Genomic DNA, 24,395 nt, shown 5'->3' with positions numbered 1-24,395 from the left:
GGATTTGAGATCGGCTTAACCTTTTTCCTCTCATCACGATTGAATGTATGCACGAGACACGGCAGTTCGCCGCAGCAGGAGGTTCCTTGACCAGCGACGACGAGTGGACGTCCTCGGTGCGCGCCCACCGGCTGTCCTACGAGGTGTTCTGCAACGAGCACGAGCGGGCCTGGCGGGGGCTGGCCCGGGCCCGGCTGCACGACCACCGGCTCGTCGAACGGGCCGTCCGCGACATCCGGGACGAGCTGCGGCACCGCTGGGCGGCCGCCCTGCGCGAGCCCGCGCCCGCCGGCTACGCCTGGATGGTCGCCAAGCGGCACGTCGCCGACCTCGCCCTGTGGACGGACGCGGGGACCGCCCCGCCGCGCGCCGTCCTACCGGACTGGGAGCGCGCCCTGCGCGACGCCTGGCCCTGCGACCGGCTCGCGCCGCCCGGCCTCGACGACCACGAGCGCCTCCACGCGGCGATCCTGCGACTCCCGGAGCGCCAGTACGACATGATCGTGCTGCGCTACGCGCTCGGCCTCGCCTACCCGGCGATCGCCGTCCACCTCGGCATCACCGAGGCGGGCGCCCGCACCACCGCCGCCCAGGGCCTCGACAAGCTCCACCGCCTCCTGGGCGCCGACACCGCCGCGCTGGAGGACATGCAGTGACGCACGGACGCGACCACCGGACGGCCTCCCCGCCGGACCGCGCCGCCAGCCTCCCCGGCGCACCGGGCCCCGACCTGCGCCACCTCCTGCGCCCCCCGGCGCCCATGGGCGCCGCACACGCCCAGGCCCGTCACGAACTCGACCTCGCCACAACCCTGGTGATCGCCCAGCCGGCCGCCGCCAGCTCCCTCGACTCGCTCGCCGACACCCGCCGCGTCCAGCCCGGCGGGGCGCTGGTGCTGGGCGCGCTGCTCTGGCTCACCGGGCACGAGGACGCCTGCCAGTTCTGGCTCCAGTTCGCCGCCGGCAGCGGCAACGCCACCGCTGCCAGCTGCCTGTCCCTGCTGCACGCGGGGCGGGGCGAGTTCCGCGACGCCGAGTACTGGCGGGAGCAGGCCGACCAGCTCACCGTGGAGCCGCCACCCGCCACCGCCCGTGCCGCCTCCTGGCCGACCGCCCCGCTGCCGCCCGCCGTCTGGGAGGACACCCTCGCCGCCTGCCACGCCGGGCTCTCCCTGGGCCTGCCGCCCCGCGTCGCCGCCGTCGTCCACCAGCTGCCCGTCGACTCCGACGACCGCCACCACGGCGAGATCCCCCGGCCCACCCCCCGGCTCGCCCAGGACCTCACCCGCGCCGCCACCCACCCCCGCGACGCCTGACCGACGCCCCGGCGGATGCTGCCGCGAGCCTCCGGGGCGGGCCCGGCGCGACGTCAACGGAAATTCGACGGAAGGGCCTGCGGCGGCGTGGCAACACGGGGCGACGCGGCGCGACCGGCCTAGAGTGGGAAGGGTGTGGCCGGACGATTGAGCTGGTCAGACAGGATTTTGATCTGACGAAACGTCGGGCCATGAGGTGGGGCGGGTGGGACTCGAACCCACGACCAAGGGATTATGAGTCCCCTGCTCTAACCGGCTGAGCTACCGCCCCGGTTCGCCGCGCGGGCCCGTGGACGGCCGCAGCAGCAGTGCGCGGCCCCGGAAGGCCGCTCCGGGCAGCATAGCCGGTCGATCACCGGTGGTGCGCGCCGGGGGCGCACACGGGTAGCCGGGGGTGCGCGCCTCTCCGGGCGGGGGACGCCGGGTGGCGGTGGAGGGCCCCGGCAGGGCAGCCTGGGCGGATGACGACACGTGGGACGGCAGTGGCGGCCGGGGCGCTGTCCCTGGCCCTCGCGCTGGCCGGCTGCACGACCGCCGCGAGGCCGGGCGCGAGCGCCCCGACCGTCAGTTCGGCGCCCGCCACCGCGGCCGGGAGCAGCCACGGCTGGACGAAGCAGCGCTTCAAGGGCGCCGTCGCCCGCAAGACCGGCGTCACCCGCACCGCCAAGCCGACCGTCCTCAACGGCCTCGTCGGCGCCGTCTTCACCCGCAACGCCGACGGCGACCACTTCTGCACCGCCAGCGTCGTCGACAGCGCCGGGCTCAACCTGGTGGTCACCGCCGCCCACTGCGTCTGGGACCCGAAGCTCGGCCAGCGCAGCGACCTCGTCTTCGTGCCCGGCTACCGCGACGGCGAGACCCCGAGCGGCGTGTGGCCACTGCTGGCCGTCACCGTCGACGACGCCTGGAAGGGCGGCGCCGACCCCGACATGGACGTGGCCTTCGCCGTCGTCCAGGCCCAGAACGGGCAGCAGGTGCAGCAGGTCCTCGGGGCCAACAAACTCGGCGTCAACCGCGGTTACCAGGTGCCCGTGAAGATCACCGGCTACCCGGGCAGCAGCGACGTCCCGATCACCTGCTCCAACACCAGCACCGAGCAGAGCCCCACCCAGCTGCGGATCGACTGCCCCGACTACACCGGCGGCACCAGCGGCAGCCCCTGGGTCACCGACTTCGACCCGAGCACCCGCACGGGCACGGTGGTCGGCGTGATCGGCGGCTACCAGGAGGGCGGGGACGACCCGAACACCTCCTACACCAGCTACTTCGGCGACCGCGTCCAGGCCCTCTACGACCGGGCCACCGGCTAGGGCCCGGCCGGGGCAACGGCCGGCGGGGACCCGGCGGTGGCGTCGCCCGCCCCGGACTGGTAGATGTTCCTCACGAACGGCGGAGCGCACGGCCCGGTTGCCCGCCCCGAGGAACGAGACGGAGCCCGCGATGGCCCCCCGCCCGGCACGGCCCGCACGCACGGCCCGCACGGCCGCGCTGACGGCCCTGCTGCTCGCCGCCGGCGCCGCCTGCGGCGGTCACGAGGACAAGGCCGCGCCCACCGCCGAGGTGGCCCAGCAGACCCCCGCCCGGGACCGCGTCGGCACCCTCTCCGTCCACACCCCCCAGGGCCCCCGCGCCTGCACCGCGAGCGTCGTCCACAGCCCCGGCCGCAACCTGCTGGTGACCGCCGCGCACTGCGTACAGAGCCACAGCGTCGGGCTGCTGGACGGCCTGGTGTTCACCCCGGGCTACCGCAACGGCTACTCCCCGTACGGGAGTTGGCCCGTGAAGTCGATCACCGTGGACCCGCGCTGGGCGGAGGACGCCGACCCGGAGTACGACGTGGCGTTCGTCACCGTCGGCGGAACGGACGGGCGGCAGGTCGAGGACGCGGTGGGCGGCAACCCGATCGCCACCGGGAAGGGCTTCGGCCTGGCCGTCTCCGTGACCGGGTACCCCAACGAGAGCGACGAGCCGATCACCTGCTCGGTGCAGACCCGCTCGCAGAGCCCGACCCAGGAGCGCTTCGACTGCGGCGGCTACACGGACGGCACCAGCGGCAGCCCGTGGGTGACCGCCGACGGGACGGTGATCGGCGTGATCGGCGGCTTCCAGGGGGGCGGGGACAACCCGGACACCTCGTACAGCGTGGCCTTCGACCAGCGGGTCTCCGACCTGTACCGCCAGGCCACCGCCTGAGATCCGGGGCGCCGGGACGTGACGAGGGCAACACGAAGGCCCCCCGGTCGTCCGAGGGGCCTTCGCTCTGAGCAGTCACCGGGCGAGCCCGGCGCAGCTCCCGCATTTGGACTCGAACCAAAAACCTGCCGGTTAACAGCCGGCTGCTCTGCCAATTGAGCTATGCGGGATCGCGGCACCCAACTACTGCGCCACGTAAGGAAGGAGAGCCTTGACGGGCTCCTTCCGAGCTCCCCCAATTGGACTCGAACCAATAACCTGCCGATTAACAGTCGGCTGCTCTGCCAATTGAGCTATGGGGGATCGGCTTCCGCTCCGGCCCCGGTCTCCCGGGCTCCTCGGCGTTCGCTGCGGGACATACATTAGCGCACTCGGGGGGGTGCTCCGCCAATCGCTTTCCCGGCCGACCCGGCCCGGCGCCCGGCGTGCCCCGTGCACGACGGGCGCCGCCCGGGGATGCTGGGGCGCGGACGGTTCGCCGTCCCGACCAACGGGTAGGGCAATGCGGCAACGGGCCGCCAGGAGAGGGTGGGTTTCGACCATGTGGAAGCTGTCGTTGGCCGTGGGTTTCGCGGCCGGCTACGTCCTCGGCTCCAAGGCCGGGCGGGAGCGCTACGACCAGATCGCCAAGGTCACCCGGCAGATCGCCCGGAGCCCCTCGGTCCAGGGGGCGACCGACCGGGCCAGGCAGCAGGCCGGCGCGGTCGCGGGGAAGGCGGCCGGAGCGGTCGCCGACCGGGTGGGGGGCCGACTGCCGAACGCGGTCACGGACCGGGTGCCGTACCTGAACCGCACCCGCGCCGAGGCCGAGGACGGCTGGGGTACCGTCCGGCCGTGACCGGCCGGTAGCGCCGGGGGGAACTACGGCCCAACGCCGGGTCGCGAACCTGCAACGGCGAGCCCGGCCCGGACGCGTCCCGGGCCGGGCTGAGGCATGATCTCGGCATGGCCATCGTCGCGGGGATAGACAGCTCCACCAACAGCACCCGGATCGTCGCGTGCGACGGTGACACCGGCAAGGTGCTGCGCTCCGGCAAGGCGCCCCACCCCGTGCCCGAGGACCAGGACCTGCGCCCCGGCGAGGCCGATCCGCAGATGTGGCTGCACTCCCTCGGCGACGCCGCCACCGGCGGCCTGCTGGAGGGCGTGCGGGCGATCGGCGTCAGCGCCCAGCAGCACGGCATGATCGGCCTGGACGCGGGCGGGGTGCTGGTGCGGCCCGCGATCCTGTGGAACGACCCGCGCTCCAGCGGCGCCGCCGCCAAGCTGCTGGACGCCCTCGGCGGCCCGGCACCCTGGACGGCCGCGATCGGCGCCGTTCCCGCCCCGACGTACACCATCGCCAAGCTGCGCTGGCTGGCCGAGTTCGAGCCCGCCAGCGCCCGCCGCGTCGCCGAGGTGCTGCTGCCCCACGACTGGCTGGTCTGGCAGCTGCTCGGCCACCCCAAGCGCCGCACCACCGACCGGGGCGACGCCTCCGGCACCGGCTACTGGTCCCCCGTGACCGGGGAGTACCGCCAGGACCTCGTCGAGCTGGCCCTCGGCCACGAGCTCAGACTCCCCGACGTCCTCGGCCCCTCCGAGCCCGCCGGGCACACCCCCGAGGGCCTGCTGATCTCCGCCGGCACCGGCGACAACATGGCCGCCGCCCTGGGCCTGGGCCTCGGCCCGGGCGACGCGGTGGTCTCCCTCGGCAGCGCGGGGACGATCTTCGCCGTGCACGAGGAGGCCGTCGTGGACGCCACCGGCCTGGTCTCCTCCTTCGCCGACGCCACCGGCCGCCACCTGCCGATGGTCGCCACCCTCAACGCCGCCCAGGTGCTGCGCTCCACCGCCGCCCTCCTCGGCCACGACCTGGAGGGCCTCAGCGACCTCGCCCTGCACTCCTCCCCCGGCGCGTACGGGCTGGTGCTGCTGCCGTACCTGGACGGCGAGCGCACGCCCGCCCTGCCGCACGCCGCCGGGACCCTGACGGGGCTGCGGGCCGAGGCGATGACCCCTCAGCACCTGGCCAGGGCCGCCGTCGAGGGCATGCTCTGCAACATCGCGGACGCGCTGGACGTGCTGCGCGCCCGGGGCGTCGCGGTGAAGCGGGTGTTCCTGCTCGGCGCCGCCGGCCGGCTGCCCGCCGTACGGCACGTCGCGCCGATGCTGTTCGGCGTCCCCGTCGTGGTGCCGCCGCCGGGGGCGCACGCCGCGCGCGGGGCGGCCCGGCAGGCCGCCTGGGCACTGGCCGGCACCGCCGAGCCGCCGCAGTGGGAGCTGCCGGAGGCCGAGACCGTCGAGCCGGAGGGCGAGCAGGACCTGGCGATCGGTTCGGCCGTGCGCCAGCAGTACCGGGCCGCGCGGGACCGGATCCACCCGGAGGCCGAGGGCTCCTGAGCCGTCGGCGGCCGGAAACCGTCGATGAGGATGCGTCACCCCCGCACCGGTGGCAGCGTGGACCGGGACACGGCCACGGGCGGGAAGGGCGGCAGGACGCGATGGCACTGCACAAGGGGGCCGGCGACGACCGCCGGCTGAGCATCGGCCCGTTCACGGGCATCGCCGATCCGCTGGGCGCCATGGAGCTCGCCCCGCCGCTGCACCGCCTCGGCGACGGCCCCGTCACCGCCGACACCGCCTACCAGCTCGTCCACGACGAACTGCTGCTCGACGGCAACGCCCGGCTCAACCTGGCGACCTTCGTCACCACCTCGATGGAGACGCAGGCCACCCGGCTGATGACCGAGTGCCTCGACAAGAACATGATCGACAAGGACGAGTACCCGCAGACCGCCGAGCTGGAGCGGCGCTGCGTGGCGATCCTCGCCGACCTCTGGCACGCCCCCGCCCCGGACGCCGCCGTCGGCTGCTCCACCACCGGCTCCAGCGAGGCCTGCATGCTCGCCGGGATGGCCCTCAAGCGCCGCTGGATGCGCCGCAACGCCGACCGCTACGCGACCGGGGCCCGGCCCAACCTGGTGATGGGCGTCAACGTGCAGGTCTGCTGGGAGAAGTTCTGCACCTTCTGGGAGGTCGAGGCCCGCACCGCCCCGATGAGCGGGGACCGCTTCCACCTCGACGCCGAGCAGGCCGTGGCGCTGTGCGACGAGAACACCATCGGAGTGGTCGGCGTGCTGGGCTCCACCTTCGACGGCTCGTACGAGCCGATCGCGGAGATCTGCGCCGCCCTCGACGCCTTCCAGGAGCGCACCGGCCTCGACGTGCCCGTGCACGTGGACGGCGCCTCCGGCGGCCTGGTGGCGCCCTTCCTCGACCCGGACCTGGAGTGGGACTTCCGGCTGCCCCGGGTCGCCTCGATCAACACCAGCGGCCACAAGTACGGGCTGGTCTACCCCGGGGTCGGCTGGGCGCTGTGGCGGGACAAGGAGGCGCTGCCCGAGGAACTGGTCTTCCGGGTCAACTACCTCGGCGGGGAGATGCCGACCTTCGCGCTCAACTTCTCCCGCCCCGGGGCGCAGGTCGCCGCGCAGTACTACGTGTTCCTGCGGCTCGGCCGGGAGGGCTTCCGCGCCGTGCAGGGCGCCAGCCGGGAGGTCGCGCGGTACCTGGCCGGGGAGATCGAGAAGCTCGGCCCGTTCCGACTGCTGACGCGCGGCGACGAGGTGCCCGTGTTCGCCTTCACCACCACCGAGAACGCCTCCTTCGACGTGTTCGACGTCTCCCGGCGGCTGCGCGAGCGCGGCTGGCAGGTGCCCGCGTACACGTTCCCGCCGCACCGGGAGGACCTCTCGGTGCTGCGGATCGTCTGCCGCAACGGGTTCTCCCGCGACCTCGCCGACCTGCTGCTCGCCGACCTCGGGCGGCTGCTGCCGGAGCTGCGGCGCCAGCCCGTCCCGCTCCGGGACCTCGGGGTGCCGACGCGTACGGGGTTCCACCACTGACGTCCGTACGGGCGTGGTGACGTCGTGGCGGCGGGGAGGGCGCGATGGTGAAGCGCCCTCCCCGCCGTGCGTCCCGGGCGAACCGGGGCAGCCTCCCCCCGCGAGGCTGCCTCGGCCGGTGGGGGCGCCGGGACGTGCGGTCGGACCGCTCCCGGAGGCCCGGTCGTGTCCGAACGACGCTGCCGGTCGGCGAACCGGACCGGCCTGAGAACTGTGCCTGACAACGGCATGAATGTTCGAGCGCCCACGGGTGTTGTGAGACACTGCCGAGCGTCTCAACGCCAGGACCTGGGGTTTGAGACGACAGGCGCAGGAGGTTGGAGAGGCGGGAACACCCGGACGGCCGCTCCCCTCGCCCGTTCCGACCCCCCAGTTCTGGAAGGCCGCATGTGAGTTCCGCGTGGAAGGACCTGCCCGAGGAGCTGTCCGGGCCGGCGAGGGAACTCACCGGGGAGCTCCGGGCGATCAAGGACGCCACCGGGCTGTCGCTCTCCGAGCTGGCCGCCCGGACGCACTACAGCCGGGCCTCCTGGGAGCGCTGGCTCAACGGCAAGCGGATCATCACCGAGCAGGCGCTGGAGGCGCTGATCGGGTCGGTCGAGTGCGACGGCCCGGCGCTGCGGGAGCTGTGGCGGCGCGCGGTGGACGTGCCCGCGGCGGAGGAAGCCCCGGCCGAGGAGACCGCCGAACCCGTTGCGGAGGAGGCGGAAGAGGCCGAGGAGGCCGAGGAGGGGCCTGCGGCCGACGAGCCCCGGCCCGTCGCGGCCCGGTGGCGGCGTCCGGCCGTCCTGGTCGCCGGGGCGGCGGCGCTGGCGGCCCTGCTGGTGCTGGCCGGCCTGGGCGTCAGCCGTCACGGCGACCGCGCCGCCCCCGTCGCCCGGCCGCTGCCGACGACACCGACGCTCACCCCGCCCTCGCCCGTCCCCACCGCCCCGACCTGCCGGGCGCTCGGCTGCGCGCACAAGGACCCGAAGTACACCGGCTGCGGTGTCGACGCCCGGACGCTCCAGACCCAGGTCATCGGCAAGGTGGTCGTCTACCTGCGCTACAGCCGGGCCTGCGAGGCCGCCTGGGCGGCGATCACCGAGGGCGAGCCCAAGGACTACGCGACGATCACCGACAGCACCGGGGACAACGAGACGGCGCTCATCCACTACGGGTACGACAACTACTCGCTGATGCTGAACGCCGGGGACCCGGCGATCGGCTTCCAGGTCTGCGGGTTCCAGCCCGCCGGGACCGACTGCACCAAGACCGTCGCCAACCTGGCCGTGGTGGTGGACTCCACGCCGATCCCGATCGGACGGGCCAGCCCTCCCCCGGGCACGGGCGCGGGCGCTCGGACGGGCGGCACGCCGACAGCCACGGATACGGCTACGGATACGGCTACGGATACGGCGACCCCCTAATCGAGGTAGCCGCGCAGCTGCTGCGCGTAGGCGTGGGCGCGGAGCTTGACCAGCGTCTTGGACTCGATCTGGCGGATGCGCTCCCTGGTCACGCCGAAGACGGCGCCGATCTCCTCCAGCGTGCGCGGGCGGCCGTCGTCCAGCCCGTAGCGGAGCTGGACGACCTGGCGCTCGCGCTCGCCCAGGGTGTCCAGGACGGCGTCCAGGTGCTGGCGCAGCAGCAGGAAGGCCGCGGACTCGGCGGGTGAGGCGGCGTCGGCGTCCTCGATCAGGTCCCCGAGCGCGACGTCGTCGTCCTCGCCGACCGGGGTGTGCAGGGAGATCGGCTCCAGGGCCAGCCTCAGGAGGTCGCGCACCCGCTCCTCGGTCAGTTCCAGCGCGGCGGCGATGTCGGCCGGGGCGGGCTCCAGGCCGCGCTCCTGGAGCAGGGCGCGCTGGACGCGGACGACGCGGTTGATCAGCTCGACCACGTGCACCGGCACCCGGATCGTGCGGGCCTGGTCGGCCAGCGCGCGGCTCATCGCCTGGCGGATCCACCAGGTCGCGTACGTGGAGAACTTGTAGCCCCGGGCGTAGTCGAACTTCTCCACCGCCCGGATCAGGCCGAGGTTGCCCTCCTGGACGAGGTCCAGCAGGGTGAGGCCCCGGCCGACGTAGCGCTTGGCGACGGAGACCACCAGGCGCAGGTTCGCCTCGATCAGGCGGCGCTTGGCGATCCGGCCGTGCACCACCAGGGTGTCCAGCTCGCGGGCCAGGGCGTCGGGCGGGGGCGGGTCGGCGTTCAGGCGCTCCTCGGCGAAGAGGCCGGCCTCGACGCGGCGGGCCAGCTCGACCTCCTCGGCGGCGGTCAGCAGGCGGACCCTGCCGATCTCGCGCAGGTACTGACGCAGCAGGTCGGCGGCGGGGCCGGCGCCCGCCTCGACGGCGCGCTCGCGGGGCTCGTAGGCCGACGGGTCGAGCGGGTCGGGCTCGAACCCGGTGTCCGGCGCGGTGGGGGTGGGGGCGGTCGCTGCGGCGGGGCCTCGGTCCACGGGCATCCCCTCGGGGCGGGGCGCGACTCTGGCGGACCCGCGCTGTACGGAGGTGGGGCGTCAACCAGTGTGCGCCACGCCACACTCCGTGGCCGAGACTCGTGCGTCGACTTTCTGCGCTACAGGGCCGCTGATCCCCGGCTCTTCAGCTGATCGCCGTACTGCTGGAGCTGCCACAGCTCGGTCTGCACCGCGTGCAGCTGCTCCGCGTCGGCGCGGGGGCCCAGGCGCTGGAGGTAGGCGCGGCCCTCGGCGATGCGGCGCTCGACGGCCAGCAGGCGCAGCTTGACGAGGAACTCCCCCGCGTAGATCGCGTCGGCCTTGCGGCGGGACCGGACGGGCTCCACCGTCAGCTCCGTGACCAGCGAGCGGACCCGGTCGTCGGGGGCGGCCTCGCGCACGGCGGTGGTGAAGTCCGGCAGCGTGGCCCCGTACGCGGCTCCGCCGGCCTTGGCGACGGCCTGGCGGACGGCGGTGTACGGCGGGGTCGGGAACTCGTCCTCGCCGTAGTGGTCGAAGGCCGGGCTGACGAGGTCCGGGTGCTGGAGGGCCAGCTTGAGCAGCTCGCGCTCGACGAACTGGGCCGCGTCGCGCGGGTTCAGGCGGAAGGCGGGCTGGGCGGGGCCCTGCGGGGCGGCGGCCTCGGGGCGGCGCAGCGCGGCGGCGCCCCGGGGGTTCTGCTGGCGCTCGCGGTCCCAGCGGGCGAGCTGGGAGATCCGGCGGACGACGAACTGCTCGTCCAGGATGCCGAGCATGCCGGCCAGGCGGACGGCGTACTCGTGCTGGATCGAGCGGTCCTTGATCTTGGCGACGATCGGGGACGCCTCCTCCAGCGCCGCCGAACGCCCCTCCGGGGTGTCCACGCGGTGCCGGGCCACGGCGGAGGTGAGGGCGAACTCGAAGAGCGGGACGGGGTTGTCGATCAGGTGCTTGACGGCCTCGTCGCCCTGGGCGAGGCGCAGGTCGCAGGGGTCCATGCCGCCGGGGCTGACGGCGATGGAGGTCTTGGCGGCGAACTTCTGGTCGTCCTCGAAGGCGCGCAGGGCGGCCTTCTGGCCGGCGGCGTCGCCGTCGAAGGTGAAGACCGTCTCGCCCCGGTACTGGGAGGTGTCCATCAGCAGCCGGCGGATGATCTTGATGTGGTCCTCGGCGAAGGCCGTGCCGCAGGTCGCCACCGCCGAGGTGACCCCGGCCAGGTGGCAGGCCATCACGTCGGTGTAGCCCTCGACCACCACCGCGCGACCGGACTTGGCGATCTCCTTCTTCGCCAGGTCGATGCCGTACAGCACGTGGGACTTCTTGTAGATCGGCGTCTCGGGGGTGTTCAGGTACTTCGGGCCGTTGTCGTCCTCGCGCAGACGGCGGGCGCCGAAGCCGACCACCTCGCCGGCGATGTCGCGGATCGGCCAGACCAGCCGGCCGCGGAAGCGGTCGATCAGGCCGCCGCGCTGGCCCTGGGAGGCCAGGCCGCCGAGCAGGATCTCCTTGTCCGTGAAGCCCTTGCCGCGCAGGAAGCGGACGAGGTGCTCCCAGCCGGCGGGCGCGTAGCCGACGCCGAAGGTCTTCGCGGCCTCCTCGTCGAAGCCGCGCTCGGCGAGGAAGCGGCGCCCGATCTCCGCCTCCGGGGAGGCCAGCTGCTCCTGGTACCAGGCGGCGGCCACCTTGTGCGCCTCGACCAGGCGGGTGCGCTCGCCCTGCTGGTGGCGGGGGCTGTAGCCGCCCTCCTCGTAGCGCAGGGTGATGCCGGCCTGGGCGGCCATGCGCTCGACGGCCTCGGCGAAGGTGAAGTGCTCGATCTTCATCAGGAAGGCGATGGTGTCGCCGTTCTCCTGGCAGCCGAAGCAGTGGAAGACGCCCTTGGCGGGGTTGACGTAGAAGGAGGCGGACTTCTCGTCGTGGAAGGGGCAGACGCCCTTGTACTCGCCACCGCCACCGTTGGTCAGCTGTACGTAGTCGCCGACCACCGCGTCGATGGGCAGTGCGCTGCGCACCGCCTGTACGTCTTCGTCCCTGATCCGCCCGGCCACCCCGGAAGTCTACTGGGGCGGGCGGGGGTTCCGGTGGGGGTTCCGGTGGGGGCTGCGGCGGAGGTTGCGGCGGAGGTTGCGGCTTCCGCCGGGGGCGGATTGTTAATGATGAGCATTAACAATCCCGAGGCGGCCCCGGGGCTAATAATGGCAAGCATTATTAGCCCCGGAGTACCGGCCCGTACCGCCTACGTCCAGGCGGAGCCGACGAGGTTGGCGTGGAGGGCGAGGGCCGAGGCGTCGGTGAGGGTGGCGATCTGGTCGATGACGGTGCGCAGGGCGGCGCGGTCGTCCTCGGCCTCGTGGTACATCGCCGTGAAGACCGGGTCGAGGCCCTCCGGGGCGCGCTGGGTGAGGACGTACGCCAGCTCGGCGATCACGATCCGCTGGCGGGCCCGCAGCTGGGCCTGCTCGTCGCGCTGCATGACGTAGCGGACGGCGACGGCCTTGAGCACCGCGCACTCCAGCCGGACGCCCCGGGGCACCACCAGTTCGGCGGTGTAGCGGGAGAGCCGGCCGGGGCCGTAGCGGGCGCGGGTGGCCTGTTCCGCCGCGAAGCAGAAGCGGCCGATGAGCTGGCTGGTGAAGTCCTTGAGCCCGGCGCGGGCGCGGGCGGTGCCGTCGTAGGAGCGCGGCCACCAGTCCTGGGCGAGCAGCCGGTCGAGGGCCGCGGCGAGCTCCTCGGGCTCGGCGTCGCGAGCGTAGTGCTCGGCGACCTTGAAGAGTTCGGCGCGCTCCTCGGGGCTGCGCAGGGCGGCCGGGTCGATGTGGCCGGCCTGGAGGCCGTCCTCCACGTCGTGGGTGGAGTAGGCCACGTCGTCGGACCAGTCCATGACGGTGGCCTCGAAGCACTTGCGCCCGGGCGGGGAGCCGGCCCGCATCCAGCGGAAGACCGGCAGGTCGTCGGCGTAGACGCCGTACTTGGGCGAGGCCGGGTCGGTGGGGTGGGAGCCGCGCGTCCAGGGGTACTTGGTGGCGGCGTCCAGGGCGGCGCGGGTGAGGTTGAGGCCGACGGTGCGGCCGGGCCAGGGCGCGAGCCGGCTCGCGGGCTCCTCCTGGGGTGCGAACCGCTTGGGTTCGAGCCGGGTGAGGATGCGCAGCGACTGGGCGTTGCCCTCGAAGCCGCCGCAGGCCTCGGCGGCCTGGTCGAGGGCCTCCTCGCCGGTGTGGCCGAAGGGCGGGTGGCCGATGTCGTGGGCGAGGCAGGCCGTCTCCACCAAGTCCGGGTCGCAGCCCAGGGCGGCGCCCAACTCCCGCCCGACCTGGGCGCATTCGAGGGAGTGGGTGAGCCGGGTGCGCGGGAAGTCGCTGCGCATCGGGGCGACCACCTGGGTCGTGCCGGCCAGGCGCCGCAGCGCCGCCGAGTGCAGCACGCGGGCGCGGTCGCGCTGGAACGCCGTACGGCCGGGGCGCTTGTCCGGTTCGGGGACCCAGCGGGCCTCGGCGGCGTGGTCGTACGGGTTCGGGGCGGCGAGGCGGTGCGCGGTGTCGTCCATATGCGTCTCACGGTACGCCGCGCCCCCGACACGCGGGGTGTGCCGCGCGCGAAGGCGCATGGGCCGGGGCGTGAATGCTCGGGGGCGCGCCGGTGCCGCGTCCGCGCGTATCGCTCGTACCCGGACGGCCCGTTTCAGCGGTGAGCGGTCAGCCCCGGACGGCCTTGAGGACGGCGGCCGCCACCGCCTCCTGTCCCTTGGCATTGGGGTGGACGGGCGCGAGGCCCTCGGCCGGGAAGGGCGGCTCCACCCAGCGGGCCTCCTCCCCCGCGCACATGTCGTGCCCGGCGGAGGGCGCGGCCGCGTCCACGAAGACGGCTCCGGCGGCCTCGGCGCGCTTCTTGAGCATGCCGTTGAGCTGCTGCTCCTTCTCCGCGAGGAAGCCGAGGTCCCCGGGGGTGACGGTACTGCCGAGCACCGGCTTGCAGGTCGCCGGGTCGGCCGGCAGCAGCGAGGGGTACCCGACCACGTAGACCCGGGCCTGCGGGGCGCGGCGCCTGACCTCCTTCAGGGCCTGGGCGAGGCGCTCCCCGGCCGCGTCGACCTTGCGCTGGACCTGGTCGGCCCCGTCGGTGGCGTAGTGGTCGCGACAGGGCGCGGCGGAGCGCTCGCCGACGAGGCCCTTCACCGCGTCGACCAGGTTGTCCTTGGCGCACTCGGTGAGGACCTCGGTGAACCCGGCGTCGTTGCCGCCGATCCCGAGGGTGACCAGCCGGGTGGCCGTGGTGACGGCGTCCAGCTGGGCCGGGTTGGAGCCGTCCGGGGTCTTCTGCGGGGCGGTGAGGTCGGGCGTGCGGGCGCCGGTGCAGCTGACGTCCTGGAACTGGGCGGCGGCCAGCCCCAGGCCCTTGGCCACCAGGGAGGGGTAGTTGACCGAGGAGCGGTAGCAGCCGCGGGGCTCGCCGGTCTGCGGGGCGATCTTCAGGCCGGCGGTGTACGAGTCGCCGAGCGCCACGTACGGCCAGGTCGGCGGCGGGGTGGGCGTCGGCGTCGCGTGGGCGCGGGCGGGCACGGCGCCCGCGAAGCCCTGGCCGTCCCCGTCGGAGCCGCCGCCGCTCGTGCAGCCGGTCAGCAGCAGGGCGGCCGGGAGCAGCACGGTCAGACCGGCCGTCAGCGGGGCCGTCGGGCGGGTGGTCCTGGGCATGGGGAGTCCTCGGGAGCGTCGGCGTCACGGGCGGTTCGCTGCGGCGGCCCGTCCCCCGGGCACCTCCGGCTCAACGTCCGGGCCCGGCGGATGACTCCCGCCGGGCACCGACCTCCCCCGAACGTCTACGCGCCGTCCACTCCGCCCGCCTACTCGGCGCCGCGCTCGTGCTCGGCGAGGAACTGCTCGAAGCGGCGGCCGAGTTCGTCCGCCGAGGGCAGGTCGACGGGCTCGGCGAGCAGGCTCTCGCGGCCCTCGGAGCCGGCGACCGCGTCGTACTGGCCCTCCATGCCGCGGATCGCCGAGCTCAGCTCGCCGTCACCCTGGGCCAACTGCTCCTCGATGTCGGCGTAGACCTCGCCGACGCGCTCGCGCAGGCCGGTGCCCGGCAGGACCAGGCCGGTGGCGGACTGCACGGCCTCCAGGATCACCACGGCGGCGGCCGGGTAGGCGGAGCGGGCGATGTAGTGCGGGACGTGGGCGGCGAAGCCCAGCACGTCGTGGCCGGCCTCGGCGAGGCGGTACTCCAGCAGGGCCTGCGCGCTGCCGGGGACCTGGGCCTGCTCGAACCACTGCGGGTACCCCGCGGCGAGGTCCAGCCGGTTGCCGTGCGGCGTCAGGCCGACCGGGCGGGTGTGCGGCACGCCCATCGGGATGCCGTGGAAGTCGACGGTGAGGCGGACCTCGAAGCGCTCGGCCAGCGCGCGCACGGCCCGGGCGAAGCCCTCCCACTCGGTGTCCGGCTCGGGGCCGGTGAGCAGCAGGAAGGGCGCTCCGGCGGCGTCGTGGACGAGCTGGAGCAGGATCTCCGGCGGGTCGTAGGACGTCCAGTGGTCGCGGTCGAAGACCATCGCGGGGCGGCGGGCCCGGTAGTCCACCAGGCGGTCGTGGTCGAAACGGGCCACGACCTGCGGCGATCCCGTCTCCAGCAGGTGCCCGACCACCTGGCCGCCGGCCTCGCCGGCGTCCATGAAGCCCTCGAAGTGGTGCAGCAGCACGAGACCCGCGCCGGTGTCGCGCAACTGCGCGTTGGCAGCGGCCACGGCGGCCACGCCCTGCTGATCCAGCTCGTACAACGCCTGGAAGTCACGCACCGCGCACCCAACCCCGATCTCTGCTCGCAACGCCGTCGCTCCGACGCACCGGCCTCTCGTCCTCTCCAGCGTGCCGGGCGCCGCCGGAATTCCCGCGCCCTCGGGCTCCCTCGCCCGCCGTCGCGGACCATGATCGCATCCGGGGGTGAAACCGCTGGTCACGGGGCTGTGGCGACCCCTTCCGGGGCCCGCCGCAGCGGGCCGTTCCGACATTCGCGCGCCGCGAAGTGACGCACCGCCTTCTGGCGGGTATCGTCCTCTCGCTGCCTCGCATCGTCGCGTCGTCGTCACGTCGTCCGTAACGCCGTCGATCACGTCCCGGTCCGGTGCTCGGCCAGTCACCCACGACGCATCTTGCCTTCACCTGGCCGCCTGCTTCCCTTCGCGCACTCTTCCTCTCTTCGGCCATTTCGCGGACGCACACTGTCCCCTCGCTCATCCCGCCGGACCGGTCCGAGGACCCGCGTCCGTTCCGGCACCGCGCCGCCCGTTCCGGGCCGCCGCCCCCGCCCCGCCCGACCGGAGTGATCCGGCCTGCACGGGTACCCGGTGGGCGGTTCCGGGCCGGGGCGAACAGTCCACTGCAGCCCGTGCCGCACCCCGGTGCGGGATGCGCCCTACGACCGATGAAGGACCGAAGGTTCCGTGCCCGTACCTGTCATCCTCACCGGCCGCACCGTGCGGCTGGAGCCCCTCGCCGCGCACCATGCCGAGGCCATCGCCGAGGCCGGCGCCGAGGACCGTACGACTTACGCCTTCACCCCCGTCCCGCACGGCCTGGAAGCGGCCCGCGACTACGTCGCGCGCGCCCTCGCCGACCAGGCCGCGGGCCGGTCGGTGCCGTTCGCGACGGTGAGCACCGCGGACGGCCGGGTGGTCGGGTCCACCCGGTTCCTGGAACTCGACTACTGGCAGGGCCCGCTGGTGTGGCCGCCGGTGCCCGGGGTGCCCTTCGGCGACCCGGCCACGGCCGTCCCCGACGCGGCCGAGATCGGCAACACCTGGCTCTCGCCGCGCGCCCAGGGCACCGGCATCAACACCGAGGCCAAGCTGCTGATGCTCCGCCACGCCTTCGAGACCTGGGGCGTGCAGCGCATCTCGCTGCGCGCCGACGCCCGCAACCTGCGCTCCCGCACCGCGATCGAGCGGCTCGGCGCGACGTCCGAGGGCGTGCGCCGGGCCCACTCGCGCGGGCTGGACGGGGTGGTGCGCTCGACGGCGTTCTACTCGATCCTCGACGACGAATGGCCCGCCGTGCGGGACATCATCGAGCTGCGCATCGCCGCCGCGACGTCCCCGAGCGCGCCGGATCCGGCGATCAACCAGGAGTGCCTTAGACACGGCGGCCCTGGCGCCGGGCAGCTGATGATCACCGCCTGAGGCTCAGCGGCCAGGAGGTTCGGGGAACGCCCACGCGGGCAGCGGTTCGCGGGCGGCCAGCCACTCGGCCGGGATGCCCCCGGTGCCCGTGCGGGCGGCGACCACTCCCCCGGTGATCGCGGCGACGGTGTCCATGTCGCCGCCCGCCCCGATCGCCTCCCAGGTGGCGGCCCGGTAGTCGGTGAGGTGCCGGGCCGCGCACCACAGGGCGTACGGGACGGTGTCCAGCGCCGAGGTGCGGCTGCCGTTGCCGAGCAGTCGGGCGACGGCCGTCGCGTCCGGCAGGCCGAGCAGGCCGGCCGCCTCGGCCAGGGCCCGGCGGACGGCGCCCTGCGGGGTGAGCTCGACCACCGCCGCCAGGAAGGCCTCCGGCGTCGTCGCCCCGGTCCGGGCGCGGGCGGCGCAGGCCGCCGCCACGGCGACCGCGATCGCACCGTCCACCGCCTGCGGGTGGGTGTGGGTGATGACGGCGGTGTCGGCGGCGGGCCCGACCACGGCGGCCGGGTCGTACGCGTACGCGGCCCCCAGCGGGGCGACGCGCATCGCGGCGCCGTTGCCGTACGAGCCCTGGCCGTCGAACATCCCGGCGGCCAGCGCCTTCGCGTCGCCGCCCTCGCGGATCAGCCGCAGCAGGCGGTTGGCGGACGGGCCGTAGCCCCGGTCGAAGTCGTGGCGGCGGGCGAAGGCGTGGGTGAGGCCGGAGGCGTCGATCGCGCCGCCCTCGGTGTGCGCGGCGTACACCGAGCAGGCCATCTCGGTGTCGTCCGTCCACGGCCAGGGGCCGGGCGGGTCGGTGCGGGCGGCGAAGTGGGCGCGGGCGGTGGCGGGGACGAAGAACTGGGCTCCGAGGGCGTCGCCGACGGAGAGGCCGTTGAGCGCGTCGAGCGCGGGGTCGGTGTGTGCGGACGTCATAGGGGGTCAACAGCAGCGGACCGGGCCCGGGTTCGTCAACACCATTCCCGGCACTCCCCGCAGGGCTGATGTTTCGCATACCTCCGATCCCGGCGGGCAGCACCCCGGCATGACCCGCGCGAACCCCCTCGACCCGGTCGTGCTGCTCGGCGCCGACCAGCAGCACATCGCCACGCGGGCGCAGCTGCGCCGGCTCGGCGTGCCCTCCGGCACCATCGCCCACCGGCTGCGCCCCGGCGGGCCCTGGCAGCAGGTGCTGCCCCGGGTGATCTGCCTCCAGACAGGGAGGTTGACGATCCATCAGAAACTGCGCGCGGCCCTGGCGTACGCGAGCCCGAAGGGGCGCGAGCCGCAGGACGGGGAGGTGCTGCTGACCGGGCTCGCGGTGCTGGCCGAGGCCGGGCTGCCGTCCGCCGGGCACCCGGCGGACCTCGCGGAGGTGGACGTGCTGATCCCGGGCCGGCGGCGGGTCGGGGAGCGCGGGTTCGTCCGGGTGCACCGGGCCTCCGGGCCGATGCCGGGCGGGGTCGAGCGGGGGGACGGCCTGTGGGGCACGACGGTGGCACGGGCGCTCGCGGACCTCGCGACCCGGGAGAGCGGGCAGCGGCGCTTCCGGGCGCTGTGCGCGGAGGCGGTGCAGCGCCGGGCGTGCGAACTCGGGGAGCTGCTGGACCAGTTGCTCTCCCGGCCCGGCGCGCTGGGGCTGCCGCAGGTGGCCCGGGTGGTGGAGGAGCTGACGGCCGGGGTGCGGTCGGTGGTCGAGGGCGAGGCCCGCGAGCTGATCACGCACACGGGCCTGCCCGAGCCGCTGTGGAACCCGGTGCTCTTCCTGGACGGCCGCTTCCTCGCCGTGCCCGACGCCTACTGGCCGCACGCCTGCGTCGCCCTGGAGATCGACTCCCGCGCCTGGCACCTGCGCCCGGCCGACCACGAGCGGAGCCTCGCCCGCGCCAACCGGCTGACCGCCGCCGGCCTCCCGGTGGTGCGGACCACGCCCGTGCAGCTGCGGCGGGACCCGACACCGGTGCTGCACGAGCTGACGGCCCTCGTCACCACCGGGCCGCACGGCCCGCACGAGCGGATCAGCTGGAAGCGGGCGCGGTGAACCGGCCCGTGGGGGCGGGGAGTTGGGCCCCGCCCGGCGAGGGGGCAGGGTCAGCAGCGGGGGTCGATCTCCTGGAAGGTGGCGTAGTGGTCGGCCGACCAGTACTGCTCGCCGGAGCCGCCGGTGACGACGCGTCGGGTGCCGCGGTCGTTGGAGCCCGGGGTGACGACGGTGAACTCGTGGTAGTAGCCGTCCGACTTCTTCGGCAGGCGGCTCTCGCGGTTCTCGAAGACGATGCCGTCCCGGCTGTAGGGGTACGGGCCGTTCTTGGCGATCAGGCCGAGGGTGTCCTGGGCCTGGCTGGGGAGCTTGGTGCGGCAGACGTCGGCCAGCGCCGGGTCGGCGGGCACCCAGGTGCCGGCGGCGGCGGAGGGCGGCGCGGTGGACTTGGGGGCGGAGGGCTTGGGCGCCGAGGACGTGCCCGAGGTGCCCGACGTGCCCGAGGTGCTCGCCGCGGTGGAGGTGGAGGTCGCGGCGGCCTTGGGGTGGCTGCCTCCGCCCTTGCCGGCGAGCAGGTACCCGACTCCGGCCAGGGCCGCCAGGATCAGGACGGCCACGAGGACGAGCGGGCTCTTGCTTCTGGTCATGCGGACCAGCTTGGCAGGCCCGCCCACGGCGGCCGAGGTGTCACACGCGTGGCGGAGGCCACACGAACGTACGGCCGGGGGGGGGGGGGCGCGGGGGGGGGGGGGCGCCCCGACCGGGGGCGGGGGGGGGGGGGCCCCCCGCCGCGCGGGGGGGGGGGGCCCCCCCGGGGGGGGGGCCCCCCCCCGGGGGGGGGGGGGGGGGGCCCCCGCCCCCGGCCCCCCCCCCCCCCCCGGCCGTGTCACGTACGCCGGTTCTCCTGCGCCGAGCTCCGGTGTACGCCCTCCCGACGGGAGGGTTGAGCGGTCAGTCGAGCCCGCGCGAGGTGGGGATGCCTACCCTCCTCAGCGCGAGTCGCTGCCCGCCGTCTCGATGGCGGCGCGGCCGGCCTCCAGGCGCGCCACCGGGATGCGGAAGGGGGAGCAGGAGACGTAGTCCAGCCCCACCTCGTGGAAGAAGTGGACGGAGTCCGGGTCGCCGCCGTGCTCGCCGCAGACGCCGAGCTTGAGGTCGGGGCGGGTGGCCCGGCCGGCCTCGACGGCGTGCTTGACGAGCGAGCCGACGCCGTCGCGGTCGATGGTCTCGAACGGGGAGACCCCGAAGATGCCCTTCTCCAGGTAGGCGGTGAAGAACGAGGCCTCCACGTCGTCCCGGGAGAAGCCCCAGACCGTCTGGGTGAGGTCGTTGGTGCCGAAGGAGAAGAACTCGGCGGCCTCGGCGATCTGGCCGGCGGTCACGGCGGCGCGGGGCAGCTCGATCATGGTGCCGAGCTTGATCTCCAGCTGGACGCCGGTGGACCGGGCGACCTCGGCGAGCACGCGCTCGCACTCGTCCCGTACGAGCTCCAGCTCCTGGACGGTGCCGACCAGCGGGATCATCACCTCGGGGCGCGGGTCCCCGCCGGCGAGCCTGCGCTCGGCGGCCGCCTCGGCGATGGCGCGGACCTGCATGCCGAACAGGCCGGGGATGACCAGGCCCAGGCGCACGCCGCGCAGGCCGAGCATCGGGTTCTGCTCGTGCAGCTTGTGCACGGCCTGGAGCAGGCGCAGGTCGTTCTCGTTCGGGTCCTTGCGGGCCTCGGCGAGGGCGACGCGCACCGACAGCTCGGTGATGTCGGGCAGGAACTCGTGCAGCGGCGGGTCGAGCAGGCGGACGGTGACGGGCAGGCCGTCCATCGCCTGGAACAGCTCCAGGAAGTCGCTCTTCTGCAGCGGCAGCAGGGTGCTGAGGGCCTGCTCGCGGTCCTTGTCGTTGTCCGCGAGGATCAGGTGCTCGACCTCCTTGCGGCGCTCCTCGCCGAGGAACATGTGCTCGGTGCGGCACAGGCCGATGCCCTGGGCGCCGTAGCGGCGGGCGCGCCCGCCGTCCTCGGCGTTGTCGGCGTTGGCCCGCACGGCGAGGCGGCGGCGGCCGTCCGCGTGGGACATCAGCCGGTGGACGGCCTGGACGAGCCCGCCCTGGACGTCGGCGCCGGCGTGCAGGGTGCCCTCGAAGTACTCGACGACGGGGGACGGCAGGACGGGCACCTCGCCGAGGTAGACCTTGCCGGAGGCGCCGTCGATGGAGACCACGTCGCCCTCGTGGACGACCAGGCCGTCCGCGGTGGTGAACTTGCGGGACTTGGTGTCGACCTCCAGCTCCTCGGCGCCGCAGACACAGGTCTTGCCCATGCCGCGGGCGACGACGGCGGCGTGCGAGGTCTTGCCGCCGCGCGAGGTGAGGATGCCCTCGGCGGCGATCATGCCGTCCAGGTCGTCCGGGTTGGTCTCGCGGCGGACGAGGATGACCTTCTCGCCCGAGCGGGACCACTTGACGGCGGTGTACGAGTCGAAGACGACCTTGCCGATCGCGGCGCCCGGCGAGGCGGCGAGGCCCCAGCCGATCTGCTTGGACTCGGCGTTCGGGGCGAAGCGCGGGAACATCAGCTGGGCCAGCTGGCCGCCGGTGACGCGCATCAGCGCCTCGTCCAGGTCGATCAGGCCCTGGTCGACGAGCTGGACGGCGATGCGGAAGGCGGCGGCGGCGGTGCGCTTGCCGACGCGGGTCTGGAGCATCCAGAGCTTGCCGCGCTCGATGGTGAACTCGATGTCGCAGAGGTCGCGGTAGTGGTTCTCGAGCTTCTGCATGATCGCCATGAGCTCGTCGTACGACTTCTTGTCGAGCTTCTCCAGCTCGGACAGCTGCAGGGTGTTGCGGATGCCGGCCACCACGTCCTCGCCCTGGGCGTTGGAGAGGTAGTCGCCGTAGACGCCCTGGGTGCCGGTGGAGGGGTCGCGGGTGAAGGCGACGCCGGTGCCGGAGTCCTCGCCGAGGTTGCCGAAGACCATGGTGCAGACGTTGACCGCGGTGCCCAGGTCGTTCGGGATGCGCTCCTGGCGGCGGTAGAGCCGGGCGCGGTCGCCGTTCCAGGAGTGGAAGACCGCGTGGATGGCGAGGTCCATCTGCTCGCGCGGCTCCTGCGGGAAGGCCCGGCCGGTCTCGCGCTCGACGATTCCCTTGAAGACCTCGACGAGGGCCTTGAGGTCCTCCGCGTCGAGGTCGAGGTCGTTGACGGTGCCCTTGGCGTGCTTGGCCTCGTCCAGGGCCTCCTCGAACAGCTCGCCCTCGACGCCCAGCACGGTCTTGCCGAACATCTGGACCAGGCGGCGGTAGGAGTCCCAGGCGAAGCGCTCGTTGCCCGACTGGGCGACGAGGCCGGCCACCGAGGCGTCCGAGAGGCCGATGTTGAGGACGGTGTCCATCATGCCGGGCATGGAGAACTTGGCGCCCGAGCGTACGGAGACGAGGAGCGGGTTGTCGGCCTGGCCGAGCTTCTTGCCCATCTCCTGCTCGAGGGCGTCCAGGTGGGCGCTGATCTCCTCGTGGAGGGAGGTGGGCTCGCTGCCGGTCTCCAGGAAGACCTTGCAGGCCTCCGTGGTGATGGTGAACCCCGGAGGGACGGGGAGACCCAGGTTGGTCATCTCGGCCAGGTTCGCGCCCTTGCCGCCGAGAAGGTCCTTGAGGTCCTTGTTTCCTTCGGTGAAGGAGTAAACAAACTTCTGCTGGGACGTCACGGGAAGGTCTCCTCGTACGCGGTTGCCCTGACGCCGGAGAACATACCCATTTCGAAGGCACTTCTCTGCCCTGAATAGGCCACACGAGGCCGGTACCGAGGGGTAACCCGTTAGATCGAATGCACATAAAGGCGTTCACCTCTGTTGGTGAAATCGTCCGCCTGACGCTAGGGCGTGTTCGACTCTTGAAGACATCGCCACGCGAAGATCACACCAGCCGGACGGAGCGTAGTGACGGATCGCCCCTCGTGTTTCCCGGCTTGATTTCCTGCACCCTGATCCGCCGATCCCCGGCCGCCCGGCTTCGGGAAGCGATCCACGGCCGACCTGTCCAAAACGTCCACTGACCGGTCGTCAGTCGAGCCCTCGTGTGGTCAGCGTCACCAGCGCGTCTCACGGACCGGGCGCGGACCATCCTCACACTGCGCGCCGGATCACGCACCTTGAGTCATATCCGTACGCCAAAAAGGAGCCCTCCTGTCCAGGATGGACAAGAGGGCAGGGCCGGGATGGCCAGAGGCCTTCGAGGGGCCATTTCGACGGATCGTCTAGATCATCCGCCGGAGGTGTCCGATTCGGCGTCCTCGCCCGGTCGGGCGCAGTCGTACGGATCGTCCAACCAGCCCTCGGGCAGGACCACCCGGCCGTTGCCGCTGGTGCGGCCCCGGGGGCCGTCCGCGCCGATGGGCCAGGTCTGGGTCTGCTCCACCTGGGCCAGGGTTTCGGCCAGTTCGTCCAGGGAGGAGGAGTTCGCCAGCCTGACCCGCAGTTCGGAGCCGACCGAGAAGCCCTTGGTGTACCAGGCGACGTGCTTGCGGAAGTCGACCACGCCGCGGGTCTCGTCCCCCATCCACTCGCCGAGCAGCTGGGCGTGGCGCACCATCGCCCGGGCCACGTAGCCGAAGTCGGGGCGGGCGGGGTCCAGGTCGCCCTCGAAGATCGAGACCAGGTCCTTGAACAGCCAGGGCCGGCCCAGGCAGCCTCGGCCGACCACCACGCCGTCGCAGCCGGTCTCGCGCATCATCCGCAGCGCGTCCTCGGCCGACCAGATGTCGCCGTTGCCGAGCACCGGGACGTGCGCGGGGACGGACTCGCGCAGCCGGGCGATCGCCGACCAGTCGGCGGTGCCGCCGTAGTGCTGGGCGGCGGTGCGGCCGTGCAGGGCGATCGCGGCCACGCCCTCCTCGGCGCCTATCCGGCCCGCGTCCAGGAAGGTGAGGTGGTCGTCGTCGATGCCCTTGCGCATCTTCATCGTCACCGGCAGGTCGCCCGCGTTGGCGACGGCCTCGCGCAGGATCTCGCGCAGCAGGTTGCGCTTGTACGGCAGGGCCGAGCCGCCGCCCTTGCGGGTGACCTTGGGGACGGGGCAGCCGAAGTTGAGGTCGATGTGGTCGGCCAGGCCCTCGTCCGCGATCATCCGGGCGGCCTTGCCGACCGTCGAGGGGTCCACGCCGTACAGCTGGATGGAGCGGGGCTTCTCGCTCGCGTCGAACGTGATCAGCTGCATGGTCTTGGCGTTGCGCTCGACCAGGGCCCGGGTGGTGATCATCTCGGAGACGTACAGGCCCTTGCCGCCGCTCTGCTCGCGGCAGAGGGTGCGGAACGGGGCGTTGGTGATCCCGGCCATCGGGGCCAGCACGACCGGCGGCCACACCCGGATCGGGCCGAGGTCCAGCGGCGCGAACTCGGTGGCGGGCGCGGGGCCGGGCACGGCGTCGCTCGCGGGGCCGGGCGCGGTGGGGGCGGGCGTGGCTGTCATGACGC

Annotated in this window: 19 protein-coding genes and 3 tRNA genes; 10 read left to right on the top strand and 12 right to left on the bottom strand. The window is 73.8% G+C overall.

Features of this window, described 5'->3' with window-relative positions:
• Nucleotides 1-86: 86 nt before the first annotated feature.
• Both ACIRRS_RS25480 and ACIRRS_RS25475 read left to right on the top strand, forming a co-directional pair.
• Nucleotides 87-656, top strand: coding sequence for an RNA polymerase sigma factor (locus tag ACIRRS_RS25480; protein WP_402975000.1), 570 nt, complete (start codon nucleotides 87-89; stop codon nucleotides 654-656).
• Complete coding sequence (locus ACIRRS_RS25475; RefSeq protein ID WP_402974997.1) at nucleotides 653-1,315, top strand: hypothetical protein; 663 nt, start codon at nucleotides 653-655, stop codon at nucleotides 1,313-1,315. The genes ACIRRS_RS25480 and ACIRRS_RS25475 overlap by 4 nt, the downstream gene beginning before the upstream one ends.
• 197 nt (nucleotides 1,316-1,512) lie before the next feature.
• On the opposite strand, the gene ACIRRS_RS25470 is transcribed toward ACIRRS_RS25475, so the two are convergent.
• Nucleotides 1,513-1,586: transfer RNA gene (locus tag ACIRRS_RS25470), tRNA-Ile, on the bottom strand.
• 190 nt (nucleotides 1,587-1,776) lie between these two features.
• Between ACIRRS_RS25470 and ACIRRS_RS25465 the strand changes: the two genes are divergently transcribed.
• Both ACIRRS_RS25465 and ACIRRS_RS25460 read left to right on the top strand, forming a co-directional pair.
• Nucleotides 1,777-2,625 carry a trypsin-like serine peptidase gene (locus tag ACIRRS_RS25465; RefSeq protein WP_402974994.1) on the top strand — a complete coding sequence of 283 codons (849 nt, stop codon included), beginning with the start codon at nucleotides 1,777-1,779 and terminating at the stop codon, nucleotides 2,623-2,625.
• 130 nt (nucleotides 2,626-2,755) lie between these two features.
• Nucleotides 2,756-3,508 carry a trypsin-like serine peptidase gene (locus tag ACIRRS_RS25460; protein WP_402974991.1) on the top strand — a complete coding sequence of 251 codons (753 nt, stop codon included), beginning with the start codon at nucleotides 2,756-2,758 and terminating at the stop codon, nucleotides 3,506-3,508.
• Between the two features lie 97 nt (nucleotides 3,509-3,605).
• Here ACIRRS_RS25460 and ACIRRS_RS25455 read toward each other — a convergent pair.
• Together ACIRRS_RS25455 and ACIRRS_RS25450 are read right to left on the bottom strand one after the other, a co-directional pair.
• Nucleotides 3,606-3,678 (bottom strand) — tRNA-Asn (locus tag ACIRRS_RS25455).
• Nucleotides 3,679-3,738: 60 nt separating this feature from the next.
• Nucleotides 3,739-3,811 (bottom strand) — tRNA-Asn (locus ACIRRS_RS25450).
• 238 nt (nucleotides 3,812-4,049) lie between these two features.
• On the opposite strand from ACIRRS_RS25450, the gene ACIRRS_RS25445 reads away from it, so the two are divergent.
• The 4 genes from ACIRRS_RS25445 (at nucleotide 4,050) to ACIRRS_RS25430 (ending at nucleotide 8,804) form a co-directional block, all read left to right on the top strand.
• Nucleotides 4,050-4,346, top strand: coding sequence for a hypothetical protein (locus tag ACIRRS_RS25445; RefSeq protein WP_402974988.1), 297 nt, complete (start codon nucleotides 4,050-4,052; stop codon nucleotides 4,344-4,346).
• Nucleotides 4,347-4,453: 107 nt separating this feature from the next.
• Nucleotides 4,454-5,890: an FGGY family carbohydrate kinase gene (locus tag ACIRRS_RS25440; RefSeq protein WP_402974985.1), complete on the top strand. Its 1,437-nt coding sequence runs from the start codon at nucleotides 4,454-4,456 to the stop codon at nucleotides 5,888-5,890.
• 101 nt (nucleotides 5,891-5,991) lie between these two features.
• Nucleotides 5,992-7,395, top strand: a complete 1,404-nt coding sequence (locus tag ACIRRS_RS25435) for a glutamate decarboxylase (RefSeq protein ID WP_402974982.1) — start codon at nucleotides 5,992-5,994, stop codon at nucleotides 7,393-7,395.
• Between the two features lie 389 nt (nucleotides 7,396-7,784).
• Nucleotides 7,785-8,804, top strand: a complete 1,020-nt coding sequence (locus tag ACIRRS_RS25430) for a DUF2690 domain-containing protein (RefSeq protein WP_402974979.1) — start codon at nucleotides 7,785-7,787, stop codon at nucleotides 8,802-8,804.
• On the opposite strand, the gene ACIRRS_RS25425 is transcribed toward ACIRRS_RS25430, so the two are convergent.
• From ACIRRS_RS25425 to ACIRRS_RS25405, 5 genes are all read right to left on the bottom strand, one after another.
• On the bottom strand, nucleotides 8,801-9,841 hold the full coding sequence (locus ACIRRS_RS25425; RefSeq protein ID WP_402974976.1) for an RNA polymerase sigma factor: 1,041 nt from the start codon (nucleotides 9,839-9,841) through the stop codon (nucleotides 8,801-8,803). The genes ACIRRS_RS25430 and ACIRRS_RS25425 overlap by 4 nt on opposite strands.
• Nucleotides 9,842-9,954: 113 nt before the next feature.
• On the bottom strand, nucleotides 9,955-11,862 hold the full coding sequence (gene dnaG, locus ACIRRS_RS25420) for a DNA primase (RefSeq protein WP_402974973.1): 1,908 nt from the start codon (nucleotides 11,860-11,862) through the stop codon (nucleotides 9,955-9,957).
• Between the two features lie 188 nt (nucleotides 11,863-12,050).
• Complete coding sequence (locus ACIRRS_RS25415) at nucleotides 12,051-13,358, bottom strand: deoxyguanosinetriphosphate triphosphohydrolase (protein WP_402974970.1); 1,308 nt, start codon at nucleotides 13,356-13,358, stop codon at nucleotides 12,051-12,053.
• 148 nt (nucleotides 13,359-13,506) lie between these two features.
• Complete coding sequence (locus ACIRRS_RS25410; protein ID WP_402974967.1) at nucleotides 13,507-14,502, bottom strand: SGNH/GDSL hydrolase family protein; 996 nt, start codon at nucleotides 14,500-14,502, stop codon at nucleotides 13,507-13,509.
• Nucleotides 14,503-14,651: 149 nt separating this feature from the next.
• A complete protein-coding gene (locus tag ACIRRS_RS25405; RefSeq protein ID WP_402974964.1) occupies nucleotides 14,652-15,596 on the bottom strand; it encodes a PAC2 family protein in 945 nt (314 codons plus the stop codon).
• A gap of 645 nt (nucleotides 15,597-16,241) precedes the next feature.
• Here ACIRRS_RS25405 and ACIRRS_RS25400 point away from each other — a divergent pair.
• Nucleotides 16,242-16,976 carry a GNAT family N-acetyltransferase gene (locus ACIRRS_RS25400; RefSeq protein ID WP_402974961.1) on the top strand — a complete coding sequence of 245 codons (735 nt, stop codon included), beginning with the start codon at nucleotides 16,242-16,244 and terminating at the stop codon, nucleotides 16,974-16,976.
• Nucleotides 16,977-16,979: 3 nt separating this feature from the next.
• Here the strand turns inward: ACIRRS_RS25400 and ACIRRS_RS25395 are convergent, their stop codons facing one another.
• Complete coding sequence (locus tag ACIRRS_RS25395; RefSeq protein ID WP_402974958.1) at nucleotides 16,980-17,888, bottom strand: ADP-ribosylglycohydrolase family protein; 909 nt, start codon at nucleotides 17,886-17,888, stop codon at nucleotides 16,980-16,982.
• Between the two features lie 109 nt (nucleotides 17,889-17,997).
• On the opposite strand from ACIRRS_RS25395, the gene ACIRRS_RS25390 reads away from it, so the two are divergent.
• Entirely contained in the window at nucleotides 17,998-18,993 is a 996-nt protein-coding gene (locus ACIRRS_RS25390) for a hypothetical protein (RefSeq protein WP_402974956.1), read from the top strand.
• Nucleotides 18,994-19,043: 50 nt separating this feature from the next.
• Here ACIRRS_RS25390 and ACIRRS_RS25385 read toward each other — a convergent pair whose 3' ends face one another.
• The 3 genes from ACIRRS_RS25385 to dusB form a co-directional block, all read right to left on the bottom strand.
• A complete protein-coding gene (locus ACIRRS_RS25385; protein ID WP_402974953.1) occupies nucleotides 19,044-19,580 on the bottom strand; it encodes a ribonuclease in 537 nt (178 codons plus the stop codon).
• A gap of 342 nt (nucleotides 19,581-19,922) precedes the next feature.
• Complete coding sequence (gene ppdK, locus ACIRRS_RS25380) at nucleotides 19,923-22,631, bottom strand: pyruvate, phosphate dikinase (protein WP_402974950.1); 2,709 nt, start codon at nucleotides 22,629-22,631, stop codon at nucleotides 19,923-19,925.
• A gap of 553 nt (nucleotides 22,632-23,184) precedes the next feature.
• The gene (gene dusB / locus ACIRRS_RS25375) at nucleotides 23,185-24,390 is read right to left on the bottom strand and encodes a tRNA dihydrouridine synthase DusB (RefSeq protein ID WP_402974948.1); all 1,206 of its coding nucleotides are present in this window, start codon (nucleotides 24,388-24,390) and stop codon (nucleotides 23,185-23,187) included.
• Nucleotides 24,391-24,395 lie beyond the last annotated feature (5 nt).

It is taken from the genome of Kitasatospora sp. NPDC101183, assembly GCF_044767945.1.
Lineage (GTDB): Bacteria > Actinomycetota > Actinomycetes > Streptomycetales > Streptomycetaceae > Kitasatospora.
Note: the sequence above shows the minus strand (reverse complement) of the source record. Positions and strands in the feature narration are given on the sequence as shown.